Source organism: Pseudomonas sp. DCA-1 (genome assembly GCF_046523955.1).
GTDB lineage: Bacteria > Pseudomonadota > Gammaproteobacteria > Pseudomonadales > Pseudomonadaceae > Aquipseudomonas > Aquipseudomonas putida_Y.
The window spans coordinates 1,349,998-1,376,371 of sequence record NZ_CP169881.1; the positions used below are offsets into that span (position 1 = coordinate 1,349,998).

The window sequence follows — 26,374 nt, forward strand, 5'->3', positions numbered from 1 at the left end:
GGAGAAAAGGGAGCGCTACTATGGCTAAGTGCCATTACTCTAACAATACTTTCGGAATATATCTGACGAATGACAGCTTAAGCGCCAGTGCCAAGCGCGGCCAATAGAATGCAGGCATGTGGGGAGGCGCGGGAGTCAGGAGGGCGGCGCCAATGTCTGGCGTGAATCGCAGGCACAAAAAAACCGACCATAAGGTCGGTTTTTTCCGGATTTGGTGCCCCGAGGGAGACTCGAACTCCCACTCCTTTCGAAAACGGATTTTGAATCCGCCGCGTCTACCAATTCCGCCATCAGGGCGTGGCGCGCAGTATAAAGAGGTGCCGCTGGTCGGTCAATCGGCTTTCATGGTCAATTTTCACACATTGGGCTAAACTTCCCGGCCCTGCCGAACCGAACATCATCATGCGCGTCGCCGATTTCTCCTTCGAACTCCCTGATTCCCTGATCGCCCGCCACCCGTTGGCAGAGCGCCATGGCAGCCGTCTGCTGGTGCTCGATGGGCCTACCGGCGCGCTGGCGCACCGGCAATTCCCCGACTTGCTCGACTATCTGCGCCCCGGCGACCTGATGGTGTTCAACAACACCCGGGTGATTCCGGCGCGGTTGTTCGGCCAGAAAGCCTCCGGCGGCAAGCTGGAGGTACTGGTCGAGCGTGTGCTCGACAGCCACCGGGTGCTGGCCCATGTGCGTGCCAGCAAGGCGCCCAAGGTAGGCGCGGTCATCCTCATCGATGGCGGTGGCGAGGCCGAAATGGTCGCGCGTCATGACACGCTGTTCGAGCTTCGCTTCACCGAAGAGGTGCTGCCGTTGCTCGACCGTGTCGGCCATATGCCGCTGCCGCCCTATATCGACCGCCCGGACGAGGGCGCTGACCGTGAGCGCTACCAGACCGTGTACGCCCAGCGCGCCGGTGCGGTCGCCGCGCCTACTGCAGGCCTGCACTTTGACGAGGCGCTGCTGGAAAAGATCGCAGCCAAGGGTGTCGAACGCGCCTTCGTCACCCTGCATGTGGGCGCTGGCACCTTCCAGCCGGTGCGGGTCGACAAGATCGAAGACCACCACATGCATAAAGAGTGGCTCGAAGTGGGCCAGGATGTGGTCGATGCCATCGAGGCCTGCCGTGCCCGTGGTGGTCGGGTGATCGCGGTTGGCACCACCAGTGTGCGTTCGCTGGAGAGCGCCGCGCGTGATGGCGTGCTCAAGGCCTTCAGTGGCGACACCGACATCTTCATCTACCCGGGCCGCCCGTTCCATGTGGTCGATGCCCTGGTCACCAACTTCCATCTGCCGGAGTCCACGCTGCTGATGCTGGTCTCGGCTTTCGCCGGCTACCCCGAGACCATGGCTGCCTACGCAGCGGCGGTCGAGCACGGGTACCGCTTCTTCAGTTACGGTGATGCCATGTTCATCACCCGCAATCCGGCGCCACGCGGGCCCGAGGATCAAGCATGAGTCGCACCTGTCGAATGTCCTTCGAACTGCTGGCCACCGACGGCAAGGCCCGTCGTGGTCGCATCACCTTCCCACGTGGCACCGTGGAAACCCCGGCATTCATGCCGGTGGGTACCTATGGCACGGTCAAGGGCATGCTGCCACGCGATATCGAGGCCATCGGCGCCGAGATGATCCTTGGCAACACCTTCCACTTGTGGCTGCGTCCAGGCACCGAGGTGATCAAGAAGCACAACGGCCTGCACGATTTCATGCAGTGGAAAGGCCCGATCCTCACCGACTCCGGTGGTTTCCAGGTGTTCAGCCTGGGTGCCATGCGCAAGATCAAGGAAGAGGGCGTGACTTTCGCCTCGCCAGTCGATGGCTCGAAGGTGTTCATGGGCCCGGAAGAGTCGATGCAGGTGCAGCGTGACCTGGGCTCGGACGTGGTAATGATCTTCGACGAGTGCACCCCGTACCCGGCCGAGCACGATGTGGCACGCACTTCCATGGAGCTGTCGCTGCGCTGGGCCCAGCGTTCGAAAAACGCCCACGCCGACAACACCGCCGCGCTGTTCGGCATTGTCCAGGGCGGCATGTATCAGGACCTGCGCATGCGCTCGCTGGAAGGCCTGGAGAACATCGGTTTCGATGGCCTGGCCATTGGCGGCCTGTCGGTGGGCGAGCCCAAGCACGAAATGATCAAGGTGCTGGATTACCTGCCGGGCCAGATGCCTGCTGACAAACCTCGTTACCTTATGGGGGTAGGCAAACCGGAAGATCTCGTTGAGGGTGTGCGCCGCGGCGTCGACATGTTCGACTGCGTGATGCCGACGCGTAACGCGCGCAACGGTCATCTGTTCGTTGATACAGGGGTGATCAAGATCCGCAACGCGTTCCATCGTCATGATGAATCGCCGCTGGATCCGACCTGTGACTGCTATACCTGCACCAACTTCTCGCGCGCCTATCTCCATCATCTGGACAAATGCGGCGAAATGCTGAGCAGCATGCTGAATACCATCCACAACTTGCGCCATTATCAGCGCTTGATGGCCGGTTTACGCGAGGCTATTCAACAGGGTAAATTGGCCGCCTTTGTCGACGCCTTCTACGCCAAGCGCGGGCTTCCTGTACCGCCCTTGGACTGACTGTCCGCATCCATTATTAGAAAATTACATTAGGAGTGCCCAATGAGCTTCTTCATCCCCGCCGCATACGCGGACGCTGCAGCACCTGCCGCTGGCCCAGCCGGTACCGGCTTCGAGTGGATTTTCCTGGTCGGTTTCCTGGTCATCTTCTATCTGATGATCTGGCGCCCGCAGGCCAAGCGCGCGAAAGAGCAGAAGAACCTGCTGAGCAACTTGCAGAAAGGTGACGAAGTTGTCACCAACGGCGGCATCGCTGGCAAGATCGTCAAGGTTTCCGATGACTTCGTGGTGCTGGAAGTGTCCGACACTGTCGAGCTGAAGTTCCAGAAGGGTGCCATTGCTGCGACCCTGCCAAAAGGTACGCTCAAGGCTATCTGAGTTACCGGTTTTTTTTCCAGTCGGGGCGCGCAACGCGCCCCGCGTCTTGAACGGGCGGCGTGATGCTGAACAAATATCCTCTGTGGAAATATGCACTGATCGTGCTGGTACTGGTGGTCGGTTTCATTTATTCCGCTCCCAACCTCTACCCGGATGACCCGGCGGTACAGATCAGCGGTGCCAGTTCGGCGCTGCAGGTGAATCAGGCCGACCTCGATCGCGTCAGCAAGGCGCTGGTCGATGCCAAGATCGCCGTCAAGGGTGTAAGCCTGGGTGAAAAGGGCAGCGGGCTGATTCGTCTGACCAATCAGGAAGATCAGTTGCCTGCCAAGGATGTAGTGCGCAAGGCACTGGGCGATGATTACGTCGTGGCCCTGAACCTGGCCCAGACTACCCCGAAATGGCTGCGCAACCTGGGTGCAAGCCCGATGAAGCTGGGCCTGGACCTGTCCGGTGGTGTGCACTTCCTGCTGGAAGTGGACATGGACAAGGCCATGACTGCCCGCATGAAAGTCTACGAAGGCGAGGTCAAGACCTTGCTGCGCAAAGAGCGCATCCGCTACCGCAGCCTGCCTCAGCAGGATGGCGGTATCATGCTGGGCTTCGCTGACGATGCTACCCGCGAACAGGCACGTGCCCTGATCCGCAAGAATTTCAATGATTTCGACCTGACCACCACCGAGCGCAACGAGCTTGCGGTGCTGCGTCTGGCGCTGACTCAGGCGAAAGTCGCCGAGATCCGCGAATACTCGATCAAGCAGAACCTCACCACCGTGCGCAACCGCGTGAACGAGCTGGGTGTGGCCGAGCCGCTGGTGCAGCGCCAGGGCGCCAACCGTATCGTGGTCGAGCTGCCAGGCGTGCAGGACACTGCCGAAGCCAAGCGGATCCTTGGTAAAACCGCCAACCTGGAGTTCCGCTTCGGTGCCGAGCCGGGCGCGTCCAAGGCCACCACCGAGGTGTTCGAGTTCCGTGAAGGCGGCCGCTCCGCTGCCGTCGAGCGTGGCCTGATCATCACAGGTGACCAGGTTACCGACGCCCAGGCCAGCTTTGACGAGCATGGTCGCCCGCAGGTGAACATCCGCCTGGATGGTCACGGTGGCGAGCTGATGAGCCGTGCTACCCGTAGCAACGTCGGCCGTAGCATGGCGGTGATCTTTATCGAGCAGAAGCCAGTCACCCGCTACGTCAAGCAGACTGTCGGTGGCGTCGAGAAGGACGTTGCCGTACAAAGCTTCGTGGAAGAGAAGAAAATCATCAGCCTGGCGACCATTCAGTCGCCACTGGGCAGCCAGTTCCGCATCACCGGCCTGAACGGCCAGGGCGAATCGTCGGAGCTGGCACTGCTGCTGCGTGCGGGTGGTCTGGCCGCCCCGATGTACTTCGCTGAAGAACGTACCATTGGCCCGAGCCTGGGTGCCGACAACATCACCAAGGGTATCGATGCGTCGCTGTGGGGCATGTTGTTTGTCTCTCTGTTCATCATTGCCATCTATCGCGCCTTCGGTGTGCTGGCCACCATCGCCCTGGCGGGCAACATGGTGCTGCTGCTGGCGTTGATGTCGCTGCTGGGGGCCACGCTGACCCTGCCGGGGATCGCCGGCATCGTGTTGACCATGGGTATGGCAGTGGACGCCAACGTGCTGATCTTCTCGCGTATTCGCGAAGAGATCGCTGCTGGCATGTCGGTGCAGCGCGCCATCCACGAAGGCTTCAATCGCGCCTACTCGGCAATCGTCGACGCCAACCTGACCACTCTTTTGGTCGGCGGCATCCTGTTTGCCATGGGTACCGGCCCGGTCAAAGGCTTTGCGGTCACCATGTCCCTCGGGATTTTCACCTCGATGTTCACTGCCATCATGGTGACCCGTGCATTGGTCAACCTGACCTGTGGCGGGCGTGACATCAAGAAGCTGTGGGTTTGAGGGAGCTGCGATGAAAACCATCAATTTCATGGGCGTGCGCAAAGTCGCGTTCGCCGTCACCATGCTCCTCACCGTGCTGGCGCTGTTCAGTTGGTGGCAAAAGGGCCTGAACTTCGGGCTGGACTTCACCGGGGGCACGCTGATCGAGTTGACCTACGAACGCCCGGCTGACGTCAAGGCTGTGCGTGCCGAGCTGGTCAACTCCGGCTTCCACGAAGCTGTGGTTCAGAGCTTCGGTGCTACCACCGACCTGCTGGTGCGCATGCCTGGCGACGACCCGATGCTGGGTAACAAAGTGGCCGAAGCCCTGCAGAAGGTTGGCGGCGACAACCCGGCCAAGGTCAAACGCGTCGAGTTCGTTGGCCCGCAGGTGGGTGAAGAGCTGCGTGACCAGGGCGGCTTGGGCATGCTCCTGGCTCTGGGTGGCATCCTCATTTACCTGGCGTTCCGCTTCCAGTGGAAGTTCGCCGTGGGGGCGATCGTTTCGCTGATCCACGACGTGGTCGTAACGCTGGGTATCCTGTCGTTCTTCCAGATCACCTTCGACCTGACGGTGCTGGCGGCGGTACTGGCGATCATCGGTTACTCGCTGAACGACACCATTGTCGTGTTCGACCGGGTGCGCGAGAACTTCCGCGTGATGCGCAAGGCCTCACTGATCGAGAACATCAACATTTCCACCACCCAGACGCTGCTGCGTACCGTCGCCACTTCGGTTTCGACCTTGCTGGCCATTGCCGCGCTGCTGTTCTTTGGGGGTGACAACCTGTTCGGTTTCTCGCTGGCCCTGTTCATTGGTGTCATGGCTGGTACTTACTCGTCGATCTATATCGCCAACGTGGTACTGATCTGGCTGAATCTGAACAGCGAAGATCTCATTCCGCCGGTCAAGGCCGAGGGTGTGGACGACCGTCCGTAAGTTCTTCCCTGCGCCGCCTGGCGGTGAAAAGGCGCGAGTGTTGAACTCGCGCCTTTTTTTTTGCTCCAAGGCTGGGAGAAGCGCGGGTTCATGCCCGCTGGTACGATCAGGAGGTTCACGTGAATAAATCAATGCTGGTGGGTGCGGTGCTGGGTGCTGTCGGTGTAACCGCCGGAGGTGCTGTGGCGACCTACAGCTTGGTGAACAAAGGCCCCGAAGTCGCCCAGGTGACTGACGTGCAGCCGATCAAGCAGCAGGTGAAAACCCCGCGTGAAGTATGCAAGGACGTGACAGTGACGCGCCAGGCGCCCGTCAAGGATCAACACCAGATAGCCGGTACCGTGGTCGGTGCGCTGGCGGGTGGTCTGCTCGGTAATCAGATTGGTGGTGGTACCGGCAAGAAGATTGCTACGGTGGCTGGTGCGGTCGGTGGTGGTTATGCGGGTAACAAGGTGCAGGAAGGCATGCAGGAGCGTGATACCTACACGACCACGCAAACACGCTGCAACACGGTCAACGACATCAGCGAGAAGGTGGTGGGCTATAACGTGACCTATTCCATCGGTGACCAGGTAGGCAAGGTGAAGATGGATCGCGAGCCGGGATCGACCATTCCGCTGGACAAGAATGGCAAGTTGATCCTGAGCGAAGCTGGTCAGTAATTTGCGTTGCCTGTACCGGCCTCTTCGCGGGTAAACCTGTTCTTACAGGGGCAATGCGATCCATGTAGGAGCGGGTTTGCCCGCGAAGAGGCCGGTACAGGCCACGCAAAACCACCAGGCACAAAAAAAGCACCTCGAGAGGTGCTTTTTGTTTGCCGGCAATCTGCGCTTAGCGCTTCATGCTTTCTGGCAGGTGCGGCTGGATGGCAGTCAGTACCGCCTTGAAGCACTTGATGTTGCCTGCAACGATGTGGCCTTTGTCGAGGAAGTCGTGGCCGCCGTTGAAGTCGCTTACCAGGCCGCCGGCTTCCTGGATCAGCAGCACGCCAGCTGCCATGTCCCATTCGGACAGGCCTGACTCCCAGAAGGCGTCGAAGCGGCCAGCAGCCACATAGGCCAGGTCCAGGCTGGCGGAGCCGGCGCGGCGGATGCCGGCGGTCTGGCCGGTCAAGGCGCGGAGCATACCCAGGTAGTTGTCCATGTCCGCCATCTGGCCATCACGGAACGGGAAGCCGGTGCCCAGCAGGGCGCCTTCCAGGCTTGTGCGCGAACTGACGCGCAGGCGCCGGCCATTGAGTTGGGCGCCACGGCCGCGGCTGGCAGTGAATTCTTCCTGGCGAACCGGATCCACGATCACGGCGTGCTCAAGGCGGCCGCGGTATTTGCAGGCGATGCTGACGGCGAAGTGCGGGATGCCGCGCAGGAAGTTGGTGGTGCCGTCCAGCGGATCGATGATCCACAGGTAATCCTTGCCTTCTTCGCCGCTACCCGCGTGCAGGCCGGTTTCCTCGCCCTGGATGGAGTGGTTCGGGTAGGCCTTGCGCAGGGCGTTGACGATGCTTTGCTCGGCGGCGCGATCGACTTCGGAAACGTAGTCCTTGGCCTCTTTCTCATCGACCTTGATGCTATCCAGGCGTTCGATGGAGCGGAAAATCAGTTCACTGGCGCTGCGAGCGGCGCGCAGGGCGATATTCAGCATAGGCTGCATGGGCGGGTCACCTGGAGATGTTAAAGAAGAAAGCCGATCATTCTAGCAGAAAACTTTGGCGGCAGAAGTGTCACATTTGCTTTCATGGCGTTACGTCTGTCGGTTCTGTAAGATCGAAGACCCTGATTCCTGCATCTGTGAGCACAACACCTTGCTGCAAAATATTCGTGTTGTTCTGGTCAATACCAGCCACCCCGGCAATATCGGCGGCGCTGCGCGTGCCATGAAAAACATGGGCTTGTCGCGTCTGGTGCTGGTGCAGCCGAAAGAATTCCCCGCCTTGGATGCCAGTGCCCGAGCTTCGGGCGCCGACGACTTGCTGGATAACGCCCAGGTGGTCGACAGCCTCGAACAGGCGCTGGTTGGCTGCAACCTGGTGATGGGTACCAGCGCCCGTGAGCGCAGCATTCCCTGGCCGTTGATCGGCCCGCGTGAGTGCGGTGCCAAGGCGGTGGAGCATGCCAATGGTGGCGAGGAAATCGCCCTGGTGTTCGGGCGCGAGCACGCCGGCCTGACCAACGAAGAACTGCAGCGATGTCATTTCCATGTGCACATTCCCTCCAATCCCGACTTCAGCTCGCTGAACCTGGCTGCTGCCGTACAGGTGCTCTCCTACGAGGTGCGCATGGCCTGGCTGGCTGCCGGTGCGGCGCCGGGCAAAGTCGAGAAGGTTGATGCCACTGAGCTGGCGACCATGGATGAAATGGAGCTGTTCTACGACCACCTGGAGAAAACCCTGGTGGGCATCGGTTTCCTCGACCCCGAAAAACCCAAGCACCTGATGCCGCGCCTGCGCCGGCTGTATGGGCGGGTGGCGGTCGAGCGTTCGGAAATGAGCATTTTGCGCGGCATCCTCACCGAGACCCAGAAAGTGGTCCGGGGCGAGCCGCATAAACGGAAGGACTGACAGATGTTCGAACGCCTGCGTGAAGATATTCAAAGCGTATTCCACCGTGACCCGGCTGCGCGCAATGCCTTCGAGGTGCTCACCTGCTACCCCGGCATGCATGCCATCTGGCTGCACCGCTTGGGCAATGCCCTGTGGAAGCGTGATTTCAAGTGGCTGGCCCGGCTGGTGTCGAATTTCGGTCGCTGGCTGACCGGTATCGAAATCCACCCTGGCGCCACCATTGGCCGGCGCTTTTTCATCGACCACGGTATGGGCATCGTCATTGGTGAAACCGCCGAGATCGGCGATGACGTTACCCTGTACCAGGGCGTGACGCTCGGCGGCACCAGCTGGAACAAAGGCAAACGCCACCCCACCTTGGAGAACGGCGTGGTGGTAGGGGCGGGTGCCAAGGTCCTGGGGCCTTTCACCGTCGGCGCCGGGGCCAAGATCGGTTCCAATGCGGTGGTCACCAAAGCAGTGCCGGCCGGGGCTACGGCGGTAGGCATTCCAGGGCGGATCATCGTCAAGAGCGAGGATACTGAAGTCGAAGCCAAGCGTAAGGCAATGGCTGAGAAGATCGGCTTTGATGCCTACGGTGTCAGCGGCGACATGCCCGACCCGGTCGCGCGGGCCATCGGCCAGATGCTCGATCATCTGCAGGCCGTCGACGAACGGTTGGAGGGTATGTGTGGCGCGCTGACCAAGATGGGCAGTGACTATTGTGCCAAGGAACTGCCGGCCTTGCCGGAAGACGACTTCACCGAGGTTGCCCAAGTGGCCCAGCGCGACACTCAGTCGCATTGATCGCGCCGTACTGAAATCATGTTGACATGCGGGGCGTGTGCTCACGCCCCTCGTCTGCTACAATCGCGCCCGCCTCCCTGATGCAAACCCGACTAAAGCAGTAGGTCTAATAGTTGACTTAAATGCTCGGGAATCGCATACTCGCACACATCCCGAAACTCCCGTGGTACCCAATAGCCATGCGACTGACTACCAAAGGCCGATACGCTGTGACCGCCATGCTCGACCTGGCGTTGCACGCGAAGCATGGGCCGGTGTCTTTGGCCGATATTTCCGAGCGCCAGGGCATTTCCCTCTCTTATCTGGAGCAGCTTTTCGCCAAGCTGCGCCGTAGCAGCCTGGTTTCCAGCGTGCGCGGCCCAGGCGGTGGCTACCAGCTGTCGCGGGGCATGGAAACCATCCAGGTGGCCCAGGTCATCGACGCGGTCAACGAATCGGTTGATGCCACCCGTTGCCAGGGGCTCGGGGACTGCCATGCCGGTGATACCTGCCTGACCCACCACCTGTGGTGCGACCTCAGCCAGCAGATCCATGAATTCCTCAGCGGCATAAGCCTGGCCGACCTCGTCAAGCGCCGTGATGTGCAGGAAGTCGCCCAGCGCCAGGACCTGCGGCGTGTCGCAGGACGAACCGCCCAGCTGGACAAGATTGAGACGTCTGCCGTCGATTGACCCCCTGGGACGACGAGCGACGCCACCGCCTGATAGGAGAGACAAATGAAGTTGCCGATCTACCTCGATTACTCCGCGACCACGCCGGTCGACCCACGCGTGGCCCAGAAGATGGCCGACTGCTTGCTGGTCGACGGGAACTTCGGTAACCCGGCCTCGCGCTCCCACGTCTTTGGCTGGAAAGCCGAGGAGGCGGTGGAAAACGGTCGCCGCCAGGTTGCCGAGCTGATCAATGCCGATCCGCGCGAAATCGTCTGGACCAGCGGTGCCACCGAGTCCGACAACCTCGCACTCAAAGGTGTCGCGCACTTCTATCAGACCAAGGGCAAGCACATCATTACCTCCAAGATCGAGCACAAGGCGGTCCTGGATACCGCTCGCCAGCTGGAGCGCGAAGGTTTTGAAGTCACCTACCTGGAACCAGGCGAGGACGGCATCGTCACCCCGGCCATGGTAGAGGCGGCGCTGCGCGACGACACCATCCTGGTCTCGCTGATGCACGTGAACAACGAAGTCGGCTCGATCAACGACATCGCCGCCATCGGTGAACTGACCCGTTCGCGCGGCGTGCTGTTCCATGTCGATGCCGCCCAGTCGGCCGGCAAGGTCGAAATCGACCTGCAAAAGCTGAAGGTCGACCTGATGTCGTTCTCGGCGCACAAGGTCTATGGCCCGAAAGGCATCGGCGCACTGTACGTCAGCCGCAAGCCGCGTGTACGCCTGGAAGCCATCATTCACGGCGGCGGTCATGAGCGCGGCATGCGTTCGGGCACCTTGCCGACCCACCAGATCGTCGGCATGGGCGAAGCCTTCGCCATTGCCAAGCAGGAAATGGTTGCAGAAAACGCACGCATCAAGGCCCTGAGCGACCGCTTCTTCAAGCAGGTCTCAAACCTTGAAGAGCTGTACGTCAATGGCAGCCAGACTGCACGTGTACCGCACAACCTGAACCTGAGCTTCAACTACGTCGAAGGCGAATCGCTGCTGATGTCGCTGAAAGACATCGCCGTATCGTCCGGTTCGGCCTGTACCTCCGCGTCGCTTGAGCCGTCTTACGTACTGCGTGCTCTGGGCCGTAACGACGAGCTGGCGCACAGCTCGATCCGCTTCTCCTTTGGCCGATTCACCACCGAAGAAGAAGTCGACTACGCCGCGCAGAAAGTCTGCGAGGCTGTCAACAAACTGCGTGAACTGTCGCCGCTGTGGGATATGTACAAAGACGGCGTTGACATCTCCAAGATCGAGTGGGCCGCCCACTAAGCAGTCGCCGGCAAGAGCGGCTCCCTGATGAGGAAGGAATTGCACCATGGCATACAGTGAAAAGGTCATCGACCACTACGAAAACCCGCGCAACGTCGGCAAGATGAATGCCGAAGACCCGGATGTCGGCACCGGCATGGTCGGCGCCCCGGCCTGCGGTGACGTGATGCGCCTGCAGATCAAGGTCAACGAGCAGGGCGTTATCGAAGACGCCAAGTTCAAGACCTATGGCTGCGGCTCGGCCATCGCTTCCAGCTCCCTCGCCACCGAGTGGATGAAGGGCAAGACCCTGGACGAGGCCGAAACCATCAAGAACACCCAACTGGCCGAAGAACTGGCGTTGCCGCCGGTCAAGATCCACTGCTCGGTACTCGCCGAGGATGCCATCAAGGCAGCCGTACGCGACTACAAGCAGAAGAAAGGCTTGATCTAAGTCGCCTGTTGCAAGGTAAGGAGTTCTGATGGCTATCAGCATGACAGAAGCCGCCGCCAACCACATTCGCCGCTCCCTCGACGGGCGCGGCAAGGGTGAGGGCATTCGCCTGGGCGTGCGCACCACCGGTTGCTCGGGTCTGGCCTACGTGCTGGAATTCGTCGACGAACTGGCGGACGAAGACCAGGTGTTCGAGAACCATGGCGTCAAGGTGATCATCGATCCCAAGAGCCTGGTATACCTCGATGGCACCGAGCTGGATTTCGTCAAGGAAGGGTTGAACGAAGGCTTCAAGTTCAACAACCCCAACGTGCGCGGTGAGTGTGGCTGCGGCGAAAGCTTCAACGTTTGAGGCTGGCTGTGGGTACTCCTTGTCATTACGCATTGTTTGACCTCCAGCCAAGCTTCCGTCTGGATCTCGACAAGCTGGCCACTCGCTATCGTGAGCTGGCCCGCGAAGTCCATCCTGATCGCTTTGCCGACGCCTCTGAGCGTGAGCAGCGTATAGCGCTGGAAAAATCCGCTGCCCTCAACGACGCTTACCAGACGCTGCGCAGTGCGCCGCGTCGTGCGCGCTACCTGCTGGCCATCAGCGGCCACGAAGTGCCTCAGGAAGTCACGGTCCACGACCCTGACTTCCTGCTGCAGCAGATGCAGTGGCGTGAAGAGCTCGAAGAACTGCAGGATGAAGCCGACCTTGATGGTGTCGGCGTGTTCAAGAAGCGCCTGAAGGCCGCTCAGGACACGCTGAATGAGGACTTTGCCGGCTGCTGGGATGCCCCTGGCGAGCGCGACAAGGCTGAACGCCTGATGCGCCGCATGCAGTTCCTCGACAAGCTCGCCCAAGAAGTGCGCCAACTGGAAGAGCGCCTCGACGATTAACCCCGGTGCCGCCCGTGATGGCACCTAAGGTATTCAGATAAGCATGGCCCTACTGCAGATTGCCGAACCCGGTCAAAGCCCTCAGCCGCACCAGCGCCGCCTGGCGGTTGGGATCGACCTGGGCACCACCAACTCAATGGTCGCTGCACTGCGCAGTGGCCGTAGCGAGCCCCTGCCCGATGCGCAGGGTAACGTCATTCTGCCGTCCGCGGTGCGCTACCTCGAAGGGCGCATCGAAGTGGGGCAGGCCGCGCGTGATGCTGCCTCCAGCGACCCGTTTAACACCGTGCTGTCGGTCAAGCGCCTGATGGGGCGCGGCCTGGCCGACGTCAAGCAGCTGGGCGAGCAACTGCCATACCGCTTTGTGGGTGGTGAATCGCACATGCCGTTCATCGACACCGTGCAGGGGCCGAAAAGCCCCGTGGAAGTGTCTGCCGACATCCTGAAGGTGTTGCGCGAGCGTGCCGAAGCCACCTTGGGTGGCGAACTGGTGGGTGCGGTGATCACCGTGCCGGCCTATTTCGATGACGCCCAGCGTCAGGCTACCAAAGACGCTGCGCGTCTGGCCGGCCTGAACGTGCTGCGCCTGCTCAACGAGCCGACCGCGGCCGCCGTAGCCTACGGCCTGGACCAGAACGCCGAAGGCGTGGTGGCCATCTATGATCTGGGTGGCGGCACTTTTGATATTTCCATCCTGCGGCTGACCGCTGGTGTATTCGAAGTACTGGCCACCGGCGGTGATACCGCTCTGGGTGGTGACGACTTCGACCATGCTATTGCCGGCTGGATCATCGAGCAGGCTGGCCTCTCGTCCGATCTGGACCCGGCTACCCAGCGCGCGCTGCTGCAAACCGCCTGCGCCGCCAAAGAAGCCCTGACCGATGCTGACGTGGTCAACGTCAGCCACGGTGCCTGGCACGGTGAGCTGACCCGTAGCGCCTTCGAAGCCATGATCGAACCACTGGTTGCCCGCAGCCTGAAGGCTTGCCGCCGCGCCGTGCGCGACAGTGGTGTTGAGCTGGAAGAAGTCAGCGCCGTGGTCATGGTCGGTGGTTCGACCCGCGTGCCGCGTGTGCGTGAGGCCGTGGGCGCGCTGTTCGGGCGCACCCCGCTGACCTCGATCGACCCAGACCAGGTGGTGGCCATTGGTGCCGCCATCCAGGCCGACACCCTGGCCGGCAACCGCCGTGAAGGTGGCGAGCTGCTGCTGCTCGATGTCATCCCGCTGTCGCTTGGTCTTGAGACCATGGGCGGGCTGATGGAGAAGGTGATCCCGCGTAATACCACCATTCCGGTGGCCCGCGCTCAGGAGTTCACCACATACAAAGATGGCCAGTCGGCCATGATGATCCACGTGCTGCAGGGCGAGCGCGAGCTGATCAGCGACTGCCGTTCGCTGGCCCGCTTCGAGCTGCGCGGCATTCCTGCCATGGTTGCCGGTGCTGCGAAAATCCGCGTCACCTTCCAGGTGGATGCCGATGGCCTGCTTAGCGTCGCTGCCCGCGAGCTGGGTTCGGGCGTGGAAGCCAGCATTCAGGTCAAGCCGTCCTACGGCCTGACCGACGGCGAAATCGCCCGCATGCTCAAGGACTCCTTCGAACACGCCGGTTCCGACAAGCACGCCCGCCAGTTGCGTGAACATCAGGTAGATGGCGAGCGTCTGCTCGAAGCGGTACAGGGCGCCCTGGACGCCGACGGCGAGCGCCTGCTCAGCAGTGACGAGCGCGACGCCATCGAATTCCAGATGCAAGAACTACGTGATTTGCTGGCCGGCACCGATGGCGCAGCCATCGAGCAACAGACCAAGCGTCTGTCGCAGGTGACCGATGCATTTGCCGCCCGTCGCCTTGATTCGACGGTCAAAGCCGCACTGGCCGGGCGCAACCTGAATGAGATCGAGGAGTAATCGATGCCGCTGGTGACATTCCTGCCGCATGAGAAGTTCTGCCCCGAGGGGCTGACCGTGGAGGTCGAGCCCGGGACCAACATCCTGGAGCTGGCCCACGACCATCACATCGAGATGGAAAGTGCCTGCGGCGGCGTCAAGGCCTGTACTACTTGCCACTGCATCGTGCGCAAGGGCTTCGATTCGCTCGAAGAGGCTGACGAGCTGGAAGAGGACATGCTGGACAAAGCCTGGGGCCTGGAAGCGCAATCGCGCCTTGGTTGCCAGGTTTTCGTCGCTGACGAAGACCTGACCATCGAGATCCCCAAGTATTCGCTCAACCACGCTGCCGAAGCACCGCACTGAGGGCCTGTACATGAGTCTGAAATGGGTTGATGTACTTGAGATCGCAATCCAGCTTGCAGAAAGCAAGCCTGAGGTCGATCCTCGTTATGTGAATTTTGTGGACCTGCACCGCTGGGTGCTGGCATTGCCCGAGTTCAGCGACGATCCGTCACGCGGCGGTGAGAAAGTGCTCGAGGCAATCCAGGCCGCCTGGATCGACGAAGCCGACTAAGCGTCACTTGCAGGTTAGGCAATCCCCTGGAACCCGCGTATAATTCGCGGGTTTAATTTTTCGTAACACTCATATTCTGGAGTTTTCCATGGCTGTTCAACGTACTTTCTCCATCATCAAGCCTGACGCTGTTGCCAAAAACGTCATCGGCAAGATCACCACTCGCTTCGAAGAAGCCGGCCTGAAAATCGTTGCCTCGAAAATGAAGCAACTGTCCAAAGCCGAAGCCGAAGGCTTCTACGCTGAGCACAGCGAGCGCGGCTTCTTCGGTGACCTGGTTGCCTTCATGACTTCCGGTCCGGTCGTTGTCCAGGTTCTGGAAGGCGAGAACGCCATCGCCAAGAACCGTGAGCTGATGGGCGCTACCAACCCTAAAGAAGCTGCTGCCGGCACCATCCGTGCTGACTTCGCCGAGTCGATCGACGCCAACGCCGTTCACGGTTCGGACTCCGAAGCTGCTGCTGCTCGCGAAATCGCTTACTTCTTCGCTGCTACCGAGGTAACCACTCGCTAAGCGAAAGCTTACGGGTGAGGGTGAATCCATGACGACATCTACTGGCAAAATCAACCTGTTGGGTCTGACCCAGCCGGAAATGGAACAATTCTTCGACTCTATCGGGGAGAAGCGCTTCCGTGCCGGCCAGGTGATGAAATGGATTCACCATTTTGGCGTGTCCGACTTTGCGGCCATGACCAACGTAGGCAAGGTCTTGCGCGAAAAGCTTGAGGCCGTTGCCGAGATTCGCCCACCGGAAGTGGTCAGTGAAGACATTTCCGCCGACGGCACCCGCAAATGGGTGATCCGCGTTGCCTCCGGCAGCTGCGTCGAGACCGTCTATATTCCAACCGACGACCGCGGCACCCTGTGCGTATCGTCGCAAGCCGGCTGTGCCCTGGACTGCAGCTTCTGCTCCACCGGCAAGCAAGGCTTCAACAGCAACCTCACTGCCGCCGAAGTGATCGGCCAGGTGTGGCTTGCCAACAAATCCTTCGGGACCGTTCCTGCCAAAGTCGACCGCGCGATTACCAACGTGGTCATGATGGGCATGGGCGAGCCTTTGCTGAATTTCGACAACGTCATTGCCGCCATGAAAATCATGATGGATGACCTTGGCTATGGCATTTCCAAACGTCGTGTCACCTTGTCCACCTCGGGCGTGGTGCCGATGATCGACGAACTGGCCAAGCACATCGACGTGTCGCTGGCCCTGTCGCTGCACGCGCCGAACGACGAACTGCGCAACAAGCTGGTGCCGATCAACAAGAAGTACCCGCTGAAGATGCTGCTGGAATCGTGCATGGGCTACATGTCCACCTTGGGCGGCAAGCGCGTGCTCACCATCGAGTACACCCTGCTCAAGGACGTCAACGACCAGCCCGAGCATGCCGCGCAGATGATCGAACTGTTGCGCGATGTACCCTGCAAGATCAACCTGATCCCGTTCAACCCGTTCCCGCATTCGGGTTACGAGCGACCGAGCAACAACGCCATTCGTCGTTTCCAGGATCTGCTGCACCACGGTGGCTTCAACGTCACCACCCGTACCACGCGCGGTGACGATATCGACGCTGCCTGTGGCCAGCTGGTCGGTCAGGTCAATGACCGTACCCGTCGTAGTGAGCGCTACATCGCTGTTCGCCAGCTTTCTGCGGACGTCGAGCTGCCAGACAGCGCCGCCAGCCACTGACAGGGACCTTGCCCATGAGCCTGCGCGCCGCGTCGATCCTTGCGCTTTCGCTGCTGGCCGGCTGCGTGTCAGGCGGCGCGAGCGACCCTTTGGCCAGCCGCCAGGGCAGGGCGGAGGCAGGGCGGGCTTATGTGCAGCTTGGCTTGGGTTATTTGCAACAAGGATTGACCGAGCAGGCCAAGGCGCCGCTGGGCAAGGCCCTGGCACTGGATGATCAGGATGCCGACGCGCACGCGGCCCTGGCGGTAGTGTTTCAAGCCGAAGGTGAGCCGGCGCTGGCCGGAGCACACTTTCGCAAGGCCTTGCTGATAAGTCGCGGTGACACGCGAATTCGCAACAATTACGGCAGTTTCCTTTATGCTCAGGGACGATTTGCCGAGGCCAATCAGATGTTTCGCCTGGCCAGTGCCGATACCCTGTATCCTGAGCGTTCACGCGTGTATGAAAATCTGGGCCTGACCGCCCTGAAGCTCGAACGCCGCGATCAGGCGCACGCGTATCTGTTGAAAGCGTTACAACTCAACCAGCACCAACCAAAAGCGTTGCTGGAAATGGCTGAGTTGTCCTACGAAAACAGGCATTATGTGCCGGCCCGGGACTACTACGATCGTTTCAGCCAGTTGAGCGACCACGACGCCCGTAGCCTGCTGCTGGGCAGCCGCCTTGCCAGGGTGTTCGACGAGCAGGGCGCACTGGCCGAGTTGGGCCAGCAATTACAACGACTTTATCCCGGTACGCCGGAATACCAGCAATACCTGTCGGAGCAACGATGAACGCCGCGCATCCCGAAGTAGCTGTAGCGCCTGGCCAGAACCCCGGTGAGCTTTTGCGCCTGGCCCGTGAGAAACGGGACTGGTCTCAAGCCGAGGTGGCCCGCAAGCTCAACCTCACTGTCAGTTCGTTGAACCACGTGGAAACCGGCGCCTTCGACAAGCTGCCCGGGCATACTTTCGCTCGTGGCTACATTCGCGCCTACGCCAAGCTGATGGACCTTGACCAGGCCGCCCTGGTAGATGCCTTCGACCGCTACACCGGTACCCACGCCAAAGGCAGCGACGTGCATTCGCTGGGCCGTATCGAAGAGCCTGTGCGGCTGTCGCACAACATCCTGCGCGGCGTCAGCCTGCTGTTGCTGGTGGCTGTTGTCGGTGGTGGCTTTTTCTGGTGGCAGGACCAGGGCAGCCTGCGGGGCAAGGAACTGGCCAAGATTGCCCTGGAGCACGTCGAAGTCGAAAGCGCCGACGGCACCACACAGATTCACCCGCTCGATGAGCCTGAAGACCAGGCCGTTTCCGTTGGCCAGCAAGCTGAGAGTGCACCGCTGGCTCTGGAGCCGGGCGCTGCCGAGCAGCCTGCTGCCAATGAACAAGCGCCGGTAAGCTCGACCACAGCCACTGCCGCAGCGCCTGCTCCGGCACAGCAAGCGCCCGTGCAACCCGCACCTGCTGCTTCGCCTGAGCCGATTACGCCTCCGGTACAGCCCACTGCTGCACCAGTACCTGCACCGGCAGTGGCCGCCGCTGAGCCTGCCGCGGTGCCGGCTGGCAGTGCCAAGGTCGCCATCCAGTTCACCGCCGATTGCTGGACCCAGGTCAGCGACGGCAATGGCAAGGTGCTGTTCAGCGCCATCAAGCGCAAGGGGGACAACCTCGAGCTGACCGGCAAGCCGCCATTCGCGGTACGCTTGGGCTTTGCCCGGGGCGCCCAGGTCAGCTACAACGGCCAGCCCGTTGATGTTGCTCCGTTCACCAGTGGCGAGACTGCTCGCCTGAAGTTGGGACAGTAAGTCATGCACGGCGAATCTCCGATCAAACGTCGCGAATCCCGCAAAATCTGGGTTGGCAATGTGCCGGTGGGCGGTGATGCGCCCATCGCGGTGCAGAGCATGACCAACACCGACACCAACGATGTCGCTGCTACCGTGGCGCAAATCCAGCGTCTGGTCGATGCTGGCGTGGATATCGTGCGGGTCTCGGTACCGGACATGGACGCCGCCGAAGCTTTTGGCAAGATCAAGCAACTGGTCAGCGTGCCGCTGGTCGCCGACATCCATTTCGACTACAAGATCGCATTGCGCGTTGCCGAGCTGGGCGTTGATTGCCTGCGTATCAACCCGGGCAACATCGGTCGTGAAGACCGTGTACGCGCCGTGGTCGATGCCGCCCGCGACCGCGGCATTCCGATTCGTATCGGGGTCAACGCCGGTTCGCTGGAAAAAGACCTGCAGAAGAAGTATGGCGAACCGACCCCGGCTGCGCTGGTCGAGTCGGCCCTGCGCCACGTCGAGCATCTCGACCGCCTGGATTTCCAGGACTTCAAGGTAAGCGTCAAGGCCTCGGACGTGTTCATGGCTGTCGAAGCCTACCGTCTGCTGGCCAAGCAGATCGTACAACCGCTGCATCTGGGCATCACTGAAGCCGGCGGCCTGCGTTCGGGGACGGTGAAGTCCGCCGTCGGCCTCGGTATGCTGCTGGCCGAGGGTATTGGCGATACCATCCGTATCTCGCTGGCGGCCGACCCGGTCGAAGAAGTGAAAGTCGGCTACGACATCCTCAAGTCGCTGCATCTGCGTTCGCGTGGCATCAACTTCATTGCCTGCCCGAGCTGCTCGCGGCAGAACTTCGATGTGGTCAAGACCATGAACGAGCTGGAAGGGCGTCTGGAAGACCTGCTGGTACCGCTGGATGTGGCGGTGATCGGTTGCGTGGTCAACGGCCCGGGTGAAGCCAAGGAAGCCCATGTAGGGTTGACCGGCGGCACGCCGAACCTGATCTACATCGACGGCAAGCCTGCGCAGAAACTGACCAATGACAACCTGGTCGATGAGCTGGAAAAGCTCATCCGCCAGAAAGCGGCCGAAAAGGCCGAAGCCGACGCGGCGCTGATCGTCCGTGGCTGACACACCGAATTCGTAAGGACTTTTCGTGAGCAAATCGCTGCAAGCCATCCGTGGCATGAACGACATCCTGCCAGAACAGTCGCCGCTGTGGCGCTACTTTGAAGGCACCGTGGCCGGCCTGCTGGACACCTACGGGTACAGCCAGATCCGCACGCCGATCGTCGAGTTCACCGAGCTGTTCAAACGCTCGATCGGTGAAGTGACCGACATCGTCGAAAAAGAGATGTACACCTTCGAGGACCGCAACGGCGATTCGCTGACCCTGCGCCCTGAAGGCACCGCTGCCTGCGTGCGAGCGGTGCTCGAGCACGGCATCACCGGCAACGGTCAGGTGCAGAAGCTGTGGTACATCGGCCAGATGTTCCGCCACGAGCGCCCGCAGAAGGGCCGTTACCGTCAGTTCCACCAGATTGGCGTGGAAGTGTTCAACTTGGACGGCCCGGACATCGATGCCGAGCTGATCATGTTGACCTGGCGCCTGTGGGGCCAGTTGGGCATCCAGGACGCGGTCAAGCTCGAGCTCAACAGCCTGGGCACCAGTGAAGCCCGCGCACGCTACCGTGACGCGCTGGTCGAATTCCTTTCGGCGCGTCTGGAGCAGTTGGACGAAGACAGCCAGCGTCGTCTGAAGAGCAACCCGCTGCGCATCCTCGACAGCAAGGACCCGAACACCCAGGCGGTGCTGGTCGGCGCGCCGAAGCTGGAAGAATACCTGGACGAAGAATCGCGCGTGCACTTCGAGGGGCTCAAGGCCCGCCTGGATGCCGCCGGTATTCCGTTCGTGATCAATACCAAGCTGGTACGTGGCCTGGACTATTACAGCAAGACCGTGTTCGAGTGGGTAACCGACAAGCTTGGCGCCCAGGGCACCGTGTGCGCGGGTGGCCGTTACGACGGCCTGGTCGAACAGATGGGTGGCAAGCCGACCACTGGCGTTGGTTTCGCCATGGGCATCGAGCGCCTGATCCTGCTGTTGGAAACCCTGGGCAAGGTGCCGGACTCCATCAGCCGCCAGATCGACGTGTACCTGTGCGCCTTTGGCGAGCAGGCGGAGCTGGCCGGCCTGCGCCTGTCCGAAGGCCTGCGCGACCGCTTGCCGGGCCTGCGCCTGGCCGTCAACGCTGGTGGTGGCAGCTTCAAGAGCCAGTTCAAGAAAGCCGACAAGAGCGGTGCACTGTTCGCCCTGATCCTCGGCGACGACGAGCTGGCCAAGCAAGAAATCGGCTTGAAACCCCTGCGTGGCCAGGGCGAACAACAGAACATTGCCTGGGATGCTCTTGCAGAGCACCTGGAAACCGCGATCGCGCAGGCGTAACGCGGTTCAACAAGCGAATAGGCGAAAAGGAGTATTGGGGTGTCGAGTACCGATGATGATGACCTGGCAGGGATCAAGGACTGGTGGAGCCGCAACGGTAAGCCGCTGCTGACCGGCGCTTTGCTGGCTGGCGTGGTGGTGTTGGGCTGGAATACCTGGCACAAGTACCAGAACAACCAGTCGCAAGGTGCCTCGCAGTTGTATCAGGCGTTGATTGAAACCAGCCTGACACCGACCGGCCAGCCGGACACCACCAAGGTCGCGGAGCTGGCCGGCAAGCTCAAGAGCGAGTTTGGCGGTACCGCTTACGCCCAGTACGGCAGCCTTTTCGTGGCCAAGGTCGCGGTCGACAGCGGCAAGCTCGATGACGCCGCAGCCGAGCTGAAAAGCGTGCTGGACAATCCGGCCGACGTCACGCTGGGCGAGATCTCGCGTCAGCGTCTGGCGCGTGTACTGGCAGCCCAGAACAAGGCCGAAGATGCCCTGAAGCTGCTCGACGGCGACGCCGATAAAGCCTTTCTGGCCAGCCGTGAAGAGTTGAAAGGGGACCTGCTGGTTCAGCTGGGTCGCCCCGACGACGCACACAGCGCTTACGAAAAAGCCAAGGCCGCGCTGTCCGATGATGCGGCGGTCGGTGGCTTGCAATTGAAGCTGGATGACCTGGCTAAAGGGGACGCGTAAGTGATCGGTTGGAAACATGCAGCAGTGCTGACCCTGGCCGTGCTGGCCGCAGGTTGCAGCAGCAACAGCAAGAAGGAACTGCCCCCGGCCGAGCTGACCAAGTTCACCGAGGAAGTGGTGCTGAAGAAGCAGTGGAGCCGTTCGATCGGTGACGGCCAGGGTGAAACCTACAACACCCTGGTACCGGCCATCGAGAACGACCGCATCTACGCTTCCGACGTCAACGGCGAAGTCTATGCCCTTGATCGCATCACCGGTGACGTAGTGTGGAAGAAGGACCTGGAGCTAAAGGTTTCCGGCGCAGTTGGCGTGGGCTACGGCCTGGTCATGCTCGGTACCCTCAAGGGTGAAGTCATTGCCCTGGACTCCAGCACCGGTGAAGAGCGTTGGCGCTCGCGCGTGACCAGCGAAGTGCTGGCCCCGCCTGCCAACAACGGTGACGTGGTAGTGGTGCAGACCCAGGACGACCGCCTGATTGGCCTGGATGCCGCCACTGGCGACCGCCGTTGGATCTACGAGAACTCCCCGGCCGTGCTGACGCTGCGTGGCACCGGTGCACCGATCGCCACCAACCGCCTGGCTGTTGCCGGCCTGTCTACCGGCAAGGTTGTGGCTGTGGACATCAACAACGGTGTGCCGGTGTGGGAAAGCCGTGTGGCCATCCCGCAGGGCCGTTCCGAGCTGGACCGTGTGGTCGACATTGACGGCGGCCTGCTGCTGTCCGGTGGTATCTTGTACGTCAGCACCTACCAGGGGCGCGTTGCTGGCCTGGACCTGGAAAGCGGCCGCGAGCTGTGGCAGCGCGATGCCTCCAGCTACGTGGGTGTCGCCCAGGGCTTCGGTAACGTCTATGTGAGCGAGGCTTCCGGCTCGGTCGAGGGTATCGATGAGCGGTCTTCCAGTGCCCTGTGGACCAACGACTCGATGGCGCGTCGCCAACTGACGGCGCCTGAAGTGTTCTCAAGCTACGTAGCGGTAGGGGACTTCGAAGGCTATCTGCACTTGCTCAGCCAGGTCGATGGCCGTTTCGTTGGCCGTGAGCGCATTGACAGCGATGGCCTGCGCGCCCGCCCGCTTGTGGTCGGCGACACCATCTATGTCTTCGGCAACAGCGGCAAGCTCGAGGCGCTGACCATCCGCTGAAGCTATGCTTGAAGCCTTGACCGGCTTCAAGTCGCGGCGTAGGACACGCCGCCCGTACCCCGGCCGCTGCCTTGCAGCGGCCTTTGCATTTTCAAGAATTCTAGAGTGGAGAGCCGATGGTTCCCGTAATTGCCCTGGTGGGCCGCCCGAACGTCGGCAAATCCACCATGTTCAACCGCCTGACCAAGACCCGCGATGCCATCGTCGGTGACCTCTCGGGCCTGACCCGTGATCGCCAGTATGGTGATGCCAGCTGGCAGGGTCGCTCCTTCATCCTGATCGACACTGGTGGTATCACCGGTGACGAAGTGGGCATGGACGAGAAAATGGCCGAGCAGTCGCTCATGGCCATCGAAGAAGCCGACTATGTGCTGTTCCTGGTTGATGCCCGTGCTGGCATGACCGCAGCAGACCAGATGATCGCCGAGCACCTGCGCAAGCGGAACAAGGCCGCGATCCTGGTTGCCAACAAGATCGACAACATCGACCCCGACGTTGCCCGCGCCGAATTTTCGCCAATGGGCATGGGTAACGCCATTCCGGTGGCGGGCTCCCAGGGCCGTGGTATCAGTGCCCTGATGGAAGCCGTGCTCGGCCACTTGCCGCGCGATGCCGAAGAGGAAGCCCTCGACCAGGACGTCGCTGAAGGTGAGGAAGCCGTGCGCATTCCTGGCCCAAGCGAGAAGGATGGCATCAAGATCGCCATCATCGGCCGCCCGAACGTTGGCAAGTCGACGCTGGTCAACCGCATGCTCGGCGAAGAGCGTGTGGTGGTCTACGACGAGCCGGGCACCACCCGTGACAGTATCTACATCCCGTTCGAGCGCGATGGCGAGAAGTACACCTTCATCGACACCGCCGGGGTGCGCAAGCGTGGCAAGATCCACGAGGAAGTCGAGAAGTTCTCGGTGGTGAAGACGCTGCAGGCGATCAAGGACGCCAACGTCGTCATCTTTGTCATGGATGCCCGCGAGGGTGTGGTCGACCATGACCTGAACCTGCTGGGCTTCGCCCTTGAGGCCGGTCGCGCCATCGTCATTGCCCTGAACAAGTGGGATGGCATGGAGCCGGGTGAGCGCGCCTACGTGAAGACCGAGCTGGAGCGCCGGCTGTTCTTCGTCGACTTTGCCGACATCCACTTCATTTCCGCGCTGCATGGCACGGGCGTGGGCAACTTGTACAAGTCGGTACAGGCTGCGTTCCAGTCCGCGGTCACCCGCTGGCCGACCAGCCGCCTGACGCAGATCCTCGAAGATGCCGTGAGCGAGCACCAGCCGCCGATGGTCAATGGTCGCCGCATCAAGCTGCGCTATGCCCACCTCGGCGGTGCCAACCCGCCGCTGATCGTGATCCACGGCAACCAGACCGACAGCATTCCCAAGTCGTACTCGCGTTACCTGGAAAACACCTATCGCCGGGTGCTCAAACTGGTCGGTACGCCGATCCGTATCGAGTACAAGGGCGGTGAGAACCCGTACGAGGGCAAGAAGAACACCCTTACCGATCGCCAGGTCAACAAGAAACGCCGCCTGATGTCGCACCACAAGAAGGCCGAGAAGAAGCGTCGCGACAAGCGCTAAGTCGCCCCATGTGGGGGCAGGCACAGCCGCCCCCACAGACGCCCCTTGATCCAGAGCAATCCCCCTATTGTTTCAACCTTTTTCCTGACCGCTCGATCCGCTATGCTCGGACTCCACCCCGTGCCGGATATACCCCAGGAAAGAGGGCTCCATGATCCGCAGCAAACTGCCGAACGTCGGCACGACCATCTTCACCACCATGTCCCAGCTCGCCGTGCAGACTGGCGCGCTCAACCTGTCCCAGGGCTTTCCTGACTTCAATGGCCCGCAGGCCCTGCTTGATGCCGTGGGCCGGCACGTGGCTGCCGGGCATAACCAGTATTCGCCGATGACCGGCCTGCCGGCCTTGCGCCAGCAGGTAGCGGCCAAGGTCGAGCGGCTGTATGGGGCCAGGGTGGATGCCGATCAGGAAGTGACTATCACCCCCGGCGCCACCGAGGCTATTTTCTGTGCCATCCAGGCGGTGGTACATGCCGGTGACGAAGTGATCGTCTTCGATCCCTGCTACGACAGTTACGAGCCGTCAGTGGAGCTGGCCGGTGGCCGCTGTGTTCATGTGCAGTTGAGCGACGGCACCTTCCGTATCGACTGGCAGAAATTCAGCGATGCCTTGACCCCGCGCACGCGCATGGTCATCCTCAACTCGCCACACAACCCCAGCGGCGCGCTGATCACTCGCGAAGACCTCGACCAGTTGGCCGCACTAATTGCCGACCGCGATATCTACCTGGTCAGCGATGAAGTGTACGAGCACCTGGTCTACGACGGTGTACGCCACGCCAGCGTGCTGGCCCATGAGCAGTTGTACTCGCGTGCCTTCGTGGTCAGTTCGTTCGGCAAGACGTACCACGTTACCGGCTGGAAGACCGGGTACGTGATCGCACCGCCTGCCCTGAGCGCCGAGCTGCGCAAAGTGCACCAGTACGTCAACTTCTGTGGGGTGACGCCGCTGCAGTGGGCCTTGGCCGATTTCATGGCCGAGCACCCCGAGCATATTGATGAATTGCCAGCCTTTTACCAGGCCAAGCGCGACGTGTTCTGCGGCTTGCTGGAAGGCTCGCGTTTCAACTTTACCCGCACGACGGGCACTTATTTCCAGCTGGTGGACTATTCGCAAATCCGCCCGGACCTGAACGATGTCGACATGTCGCTGTGGCTGACGCGTGAGCACGGCGTGGCGACCATCCCGGTATCGGTGTTCTACCAGCAACCCATCCCCGAGCAACGCCTGGTGCGCCTGTGCTTTGCCAAACGAGAGGAGACGCTGCGTCAGGCAGCGGAAAGACTATGCGCGATCTGAGTACACTGCCGAACCTGAAAGTCGCCCTGGTGCAAACCACCCTGGCCTGGCATGACCGCGAGGCCAACTACGCGCACTTCGAGGTGCTGCTGGAGCAGGTGGGCGAGGTGGACCTGGTGATCCTGCCGGAAATGTTCACCACCGGCTTTTCGATGCAGTCGGAAAGCCTGTGCGAGCAGGAGAACGGTCCGACCTATAAATGGTTGAAAGCCCAGGCGAAGAAGCACAATGCGGTGATTACCGGTAGTGTGATCATCCAGGCGGCCGATGGCAGCCACCGCAACCGCCTGTTGTGGGCGCGGCCGGACGGCGAGATTCTGCACTACGACAAGCGCCACCTGTTCCGCATGGCCGGTGAGCACAAACATTACACCCCAGGCGAGCGGCAGGTGCAGTTCGAGGTCAAGGGCTGGCGGATTCGCCCGCTGATCTGTTACGACCTGCGCTTCCCGGTGTGGAGCCGCGACGCCCAGGACACCGACCTGCTGCTTTATACGGCCAACTGGCCGGCCGCGCGTCGCCAGCACTGGAACCGCCTGCTACCGGCGCGGGGCATCGAGAACCTGTGCTATGTGGCGGCGGTGAACCGGGTGGGCACGGACGGTAAAGGCTTTGCTTATTCTGGTGACAGCCAGGTGCTGGATTTCCAGGGTGAGAGCCTGCTCAGTGCCGGCGAGGCGGACGGGGTGTTCACTGCAGTACTGAGCGCGTCGGAACTGGCGGCGTACCGGGCCAAGTTCCCGGCCAACCTGGATGCCGATACCTTCGAGTTGCACTGACAGCAGCGCCGGTTTCTTCGCGGGCTTGCCCGCGAAAGGGCCTGGTGGCCAATCTCCCTGGCCCTTCACCGTTACCGCCGCCACCGTATTCGCGGGTAAACCCGCTCCTACACAGATCGGTGGTGGACACA

Annotated in this window: 28 protein-coding genes and 1 tRNA gene; 27 read left to right on the forward strand and 2 right to left on the reverse strand. The window is 61.3% G+C overall.

Annotated elements, in window-relative coordinates:
* Positions 1–212 precede the first annotated feature (212 nt).
* A tRNA-Leu gene (locus ACE4QZ_RS06545) sits at positions 213–297 on the reverse strand.
* A gap of 105 nt (positions 298–402) precedes the next feature.
* Between ACE4QZ_RS06545 and queA the strand changes: the two genes are divergently transcribed.
* The 6 genes from queA (at position 403) to ACE4QZ_RS06575 (ending at position 6,466) form a co-directional block, all read left to right on the forward strand.
* Complete coding sequence (gene queA / locus ACE4QZ_RS06550) at positions 403–1,452, forward strand: tRNA preQ1(34) S-adenosylmethionine ribosyltransferase-isomerase QueA (RefSeq protein ID WP_021781763.1); 1,050 nt, start codon at positions 403–405, stop codon at positions 1,450–1,452.
* A gap of 14 nt (positions 1,453–1,466) precedes the next feature.
* Positions 1,467–2,582, forward strand: coding sequence for a tRNA guanosine(34) transglycosylase Tgt (gene tgt / locus ACE4QZ_RS06555; RefSeq protein WP_014589748.1), 1,116 nt, complete (start codon positions 1,467–1,469; stop codon positions 2,580–2,582).
* 42 nt (positions 2,583–2,624) lie between these two features.
* Positions 2,625–2,960 carry a preprotein translocase subunit YajC gene (yajC, locus tag ACE4QZ_RS06560; protein WP_003248556.1) on the forward strand — a complete coding sequence of 112 codons (336 nt, stop codon included), beginning with the start codon at positions 2,625–2,627 and terminating at the stop codon, positions 2,958–2,960.
* Positions 2,961–3,022: 62 nt separating this feature from the next.
* Complete coding sequence (gene secD / locus ACE4QZ_RS06565) at positions 3,023–4,885, forward strand: protein translocase subunit SecD (RefSeq protein ID WP_028697391.1); 1,863 nt, start codon at positions 3,023–3,025, stop codon at positions 4,883–4,885.
* 10 nt (positions 4,886–4,895) lie between these two features.
* Complete coding sequence (gene secF, locus ACE4QZ_RS06570; protein WP_103463236.1) at positions 4,896–5,804, forward strand: protein translocase subunit SecF; 909 nt, start codon at positions 4,896–4,898, stop codon at positions 5,802–5,804.
* A 119-nt stretch (positions 5,805–5,923) separates the two neighbouring features.
* Complete coding sequence (locus tag ACE4QZ_RS06575; RefSeq protein ID WP_010952063.1) at positions 5,924–6,466, forward strand: glycine zipper 2TM domain-containing protein; 543 nt, start codon at positions 5,924–5,926, stop codon at positions 6,464–6,466.
* Between the two features lie 169 nt (positions 6,467–6,635).
* On the opposite strand, the gene suhB is transcribed toward ACE4QZ_RS06575, so the two are convergent.
* A complete protein-coding gene (gene suhB / locus ACE4QZ_RS06580; RefSeq protein WP_021781766.1) occupies positions 6,636–7,454 on the reverse strand; it encodes an inositol-phosphate phosphatase in 819 nt (272 codons plus the stop codon).
* A gap of 151 nt (positions 7,455–7,605) precedes the next feature.
* Here suhB and trmJ point away from each other — a divergent pair, with 151 nt between their 5' ends.
* From trmJ to ACE4QZ_RS06685, 21 genes are all read left to right on the forward strand, one after another.
* Positions 7,606–8,361: a tRNA (cytosine(32)/uridine(32)-2'-O)-methyltransferase TrmJ gene (gene trmJ / locus ACE4QZ_RS06585; RefSeq protein WP_028697393.1), complete on the forward strand. Its 756-nt coding sequence runs from the start codon at positions 7,606–7,608 to the stop codon at positions 8,359–8,361.
* A 3-nt stretch (positions 8,362–8,364) separates the two neighbouring features.
* Positions 8,365–9,150 (forward strand): serine O-acetyltransferase, encoded by a 786-nt coding sequence (cysE, locus tag ACE4QZ_RS06590; protein ID WP_016501401.1) that lies wholly within the window; start codon positions 8,365–8,367, stop codon positions 9,148–9,150.
* Between the two features lie 179 nt (positions 9,151–9,329).
* Entirely contained in the window at positions 9,330–9,821 is a 492-nt protein-coding gene (gene iscR / locus ACE4QZ_RS06595; protein WP_003248542.1) for a Fe-S cluster assembly transcriptional regulator IscR, read from the forward strand.
* Positions 9,822–9,866: 45 nt separating this feature from the next.
* On the forward strand, positions 9,867–11,081 hold the full coding sequence (locus ACE4QZ_RS06600; protein ID WP_021781769.1) for an IscS subfamily cysteine desulfurase: 1,215 nt from the start codon (positions 9,867–9,869) through the stop codon (positions 11,079–11,081).
* Positions 11,082–11,127: 46 nt separating this feature from the next.
* Entirely contained in the window at positions 11,128–11,514 is a 387-nt protein-coding gene (gene iscU / locus ACE4QZ_RS06605; RefSeq protein ID WP_003248539.1) for a Fe-S cluster assembly scaffold IscU, read from the forward strand.
* A 28-nt stretch (positions 11,515–11,542) separates the two neighbouring features.
* Positions 11,543–11,866 (forward strand): iron-sulfur cluster assembly protein IscA, encoded by a 324-nt coding sequence (iscA, locus tag ACE4QZ_RS06610; RefSeq protein WP_003248536.1) that lies wholly within the window; start codon positions 11,543–11,545, stop codon positions 11,864–11,866.
* An 8-nt stretch (positions 11,867–11,874) separates the two neighbouring features.
* Positions 11,875–12,396 (forward strand): co-chaperone HscB, encoded by a 522-nt coding sequence (hscB, locus tag ACE4QZ_RS06615; protein ID WP_010952065.1) that lies wholly within the window; start codon positions 11,875–11,877, stop codon positions 12,394–12,396.
* Between the two features lie 43 nt (positions 12,397–12,439).
* Positions 12,440–14,302, forward strand: coding sequence for a Fe-S protein assembly chaperone HscA (hscA, locus tag ACE4QZ_RS06620; RefSeq protein ID WP_021781771.1), 1,863 nt, complete (start codon positions 12,440–12,442; stop codon positions 14,300–14,302).
* Between the two features lie 3 nt (positions 14,303–14,305).
* Positions 14,306–14,647, forward strand: a complete 342-nt coding sequence (gene fdx, locus ACE4QZ_RS06625) for an ISC system 2Fe-2S type ferredoxin (RefSeq protein WP_012051250.1) — start codon at positions 14,306–14,308, stop codon at positions 14,645–14,647.
* A gap of 10 nt (positions 14,648–14,657) precedes the next feature.
* Positions 14,658–14,858, forward strand: a complete 201-nt coding sequence (gene iscX, locus ACE4QZ_RS06630; RefSeq protein WP_003248529.1) for a Fe-S cluster assembly protein IscX — start codon at positions 14,658–14,660, stop codon at positions 14,856–14,858.
* Positions 14,859–14,946: 88 nt separating this feature from the next.
* Positions 14,947–15,372, forward strand: a complete 426-nt coding sequence (ndk, locus tag ACE4QZ_RS06635; RefSeq protein ID WP_003248526.1) for a nucleoside-diphosphate kinase — start codon at positions 14,947–14,949, stop codon at positions 15,370–15,372.
* Positions 15,373–15,400: 28 nt separating this feature from the next.
* Positions 15,401–16,546, forward strand: coding sequence for a 23S rRNA (adenine(2503)-C(2))-methyltransferase RlmN (gene rlmN, locus ACE4QZ_RS06640; RefSeq protein ID WP_021781773.1), 1,146 nt, complete (start codon positions 15,401–15,403; stop codon positions 16,544–16,546).
* A gap of 14 nt (positions 16,547–16,560) precedes the next feature.
* Positions 16,561–17,319: a type IV pilus biogenesis/stability protein PilW gene (gene pilW, locus ACE4QZ_RS06645; RefSeq protein WP_319298421.1), complete on the forward strand. Its 759-nt coding sequence runs from the start codon at positions 16,561–16,563 to the stop codon at positions 17,317–17,319.
* Positions 17,316–18,332, forward strand: coding sequence for a helix-turn-helix domain-containing protein (locus ACE4QZ_RS06650; protein ID WP_021781775.1), 1,017 nt, complete (start codon positions 17,316–17,318; stop codon positions 18,330–18,332). Before pilW ends, ACE4QZ_RS06650 begins: the two co-directional genes overlap by 4 nt.
* A gap of 3 nt (positions 18,333–18,335) precedes the next feature.
* Positions 18,336–19,445: a flavodoxin-dependent (E)-4-hydroxy-3-methylbut-2-enyl-diphosphate synthase gene (gene ispG / locus ACE4QZ_RS06655; protein ID WP_021781776.1), complete on the forward strand. Its 1,110-nt coding sequence runs from the start codon at positions 18,336–18,338 to the stop codon at positions 19,443–19,445.
* 25 nt (positions 19,446–19,470) lie between these two features.
* Positions 19,471–20,760 (forward strand): histidine--tRNA ligase, encoded by a 1,290-nt coding sequence (gene hisS / locus ACE4QZ_RS06660; RefSeq protein WP_021781777.1) that lies wholly within the window; start codon positions 19,471–19,473, stop codon positions 20,758–20,760.
* A 39-nt stretch (positions 20,761–20,799) separates the two neighbouring features.
* Positions 20,800–21,441: a tetratricopeptide repeat protein gene (locus tag ACE4QZ_RS06665; RefSeq protein ID WP_021781778.1), complete on the forward strand. Its 642-nt coding sequence runs from the start codon at positions 20,800–20,802 to the stop codon at positions 21,439–21,441.
* On the forward strand, positions 21,442–22,584 hold the full coding sequence (gene bamB / locus ACE4QZ_RS06670) for an outer membrane protein assembly factor BamB (protein WP_021781779.1): 1,143 nt from the start codon (positions 21,442–21,444) through the stop codon (positions 22,582–22,584).
* A 116-nt stretch (positions 22,585–22,700) separates the two neighbouring features.
* On the forward strand, positions 22,701–24,164 hold the full coding sequence (gene der / locus ACE4QZ_RS06675; protein WP_021781780.1) for a ribosome biogenesis GTPase Der: 1,464 nt from the start codon (positions 22,701–22,703) through the stop codon (positions 24,162–24,164).
* A 151-nt stretch (positions 24,165–24,315) separates the two neighbouring features.
* Positions 24,316–25,464 carry a pyridoxal phosphate-dependent aminotransferase gene (locus ACE4QZ_RS06680; protein WP_084850646.1) on the forward strand — a complete coding sequence of 383 codons (1,149 nt, stop codon included), beginning with the start codon at positions 24,316–24,318 and terminating at the stop codon, positions 25,462–25,464.
* A complete protein-coding gene (locus ACE4QZ_RS06685) occupies positions 25,452–26,243 on the forward strand; it encodes an amidohydrolase (RefSeq protein ID WP_021781782.1) in 792 nt (263 codons plus the stop codon). Before ACE4QZ_RS06680 ends, ACE4QZ_RS06685 begins: the two co-directional genes overlap by 13 nt.
* The last annotated feature ends 131 nt before the right edge of the window (positions 26,244–26,374 follow it).

Excerpts from the sequence above, each read along its gene's own strand:
- queA (WP_021781763.1), top strand. The coding sequence starts at position 403 with ATGCGCGTCGCCGATTTCTCCTTCGAACTCCCTGATTCCCTGATCGCC.
- tgt (WP_014589748.1), top strand. The coding sequence starts at position 1,467 with ATGTCCTTCGAACTGCTGGCCACCGACGGCAAGGCCCGTCGTGGTCGC.
- yajC (WP_003248556.1), top strand. The coding sequence starts at position 2,625 with ATGAGCTTCTTCATCCCCGCCGCATACGCGGACGCTGCAGCACCTGCC.
- secD (WP_028697391.1), top strand. The coding sequence starts at position 3,023 with ATGCTGAACAAATATCCTCTGTGGAAATATGCACTGATCGTGCTGGTA.
- secF (WP_103463236.1), top strand. The coding sequence starts at position 4,896 with ATGAAAACCATCAATTTCATGGGCGTGCGCAAAGTCGCGTTCGCCGTC.
- suhB (WP_021781766.1), bottom strand. The coding sequence starts at position 7,454 with ATGCAGCCTATGCTGAATATCGCCCTGCGCGCCGCTCGCAGCGCCAGT.
- cysE (WP_016501401.1), top strand. The coding sequence starts at position 8,365 with ATGTTCGAACGCCTGCGTGAAGATATTCAAAGCGTATTCCACCGTGAC.
- iscR (WP_003248542.1), top strand. The coding sequence starts at position 9,330 with ATGCGACTGACTACCAAAGGCCGATACGCTGTGACCGCCATGCTCGAC.
- ACE4QZ_RS06600 (WP_021781769.1), top strand. The coding sequence starts at position 9,867 with ATGAAGTTGCCGATCTACCTCGATTACTCCGCGACCACGCCGGTCGAC.
- iscU (WP_003248539.1), top strand. The coding sequence starts at position 11,128 with ATGGCATACAGTGAAAAGGTCATCGACCACTACGAAAACCCGCGCAAC.
- iscA (WP_003248536.1), top strand. The coding sequence starts at position 11,543 with ATGGCTATCAGCATGACAGAAGCCGCCGCCAACCACATTCGCCGCTCC.
- hscA (WP_021781771.1), top strand. The coding sequence starts at position 12,440 with ATGGCCCTACTGCAGATTGCCGAACCCGGTCAAAGCCCTCAGCCGCAC.
- fdx (WP_012051250.1), top strand. The coding sequence starts at position 14,306 with ATGCCGCTGGTGACATTCCTGCCGCATGAGAAGTTCTGCCCCGAGGGG.
- iscX (WP_003248529.1), top strand. The coding sequence starts at position 14,658 with ATGAGTCTGAAATGGGTTGATGTACTTGAGATCGCAATCCAGCTTGCA.
- ndk (WP_003248526.1), top strand. The coding sequence starts at position 14,947 with ATGGCTGTTCAACGTACTTTCTCCATCATCAAGCCTGACGCTGTTGCC.
- rlmN (WP_021781773.1), top strand. The coding sequence starts at position 15,401 with ATGACGACATCTACTGGCAAAATCAACCTGTTGGGTCTGACCCAGCCG.
- pilW (WP_319298421.1), top strand. The coding sequence starts at position 16,561 with ATGAGCCTGCGCGCCGCGTCGATCCTTGCGCTTTCGCTGCTGGCCGGC.
- ACE4QZ_RS06650 (WP_021781775.1), top strand. The coding sequence starts at position 17,316 with ATGAACGCCGCGCATCCCGAAGTAGCTGTAGCGCCTGGCCAGAACCCC.
- ispG (WP_021781776.1), top strand. The coding sequence starts at position 18,336 with ATGCACGGCGAATCTCCGATCAAACGTCGCGAATCCCGCAAAATCTGG.
- der (WP_021781780.1), top strand. The coding sequence starts at position 22,701 with ATGGTTCCCGTAATTGCCCTGGTGGGCCGCCCGAACGTCGGCAAATCC.
- ACE4QZ_RS06680 (WP_084850646.1), top strand. The coding sequence starts at position 24,316 with ATGATCCGCAGCAAACTGCCGAACGTCGGCACGACCATCTTCACCACC.
- ACE4QZ_RS06685 (WP_021781782.1), top strand. The coding sequence starts at position 25,452 with ATGCGCGATCTGAGTACACTGCCGAACCTGAAAGTCGCCCTGGTGCAA.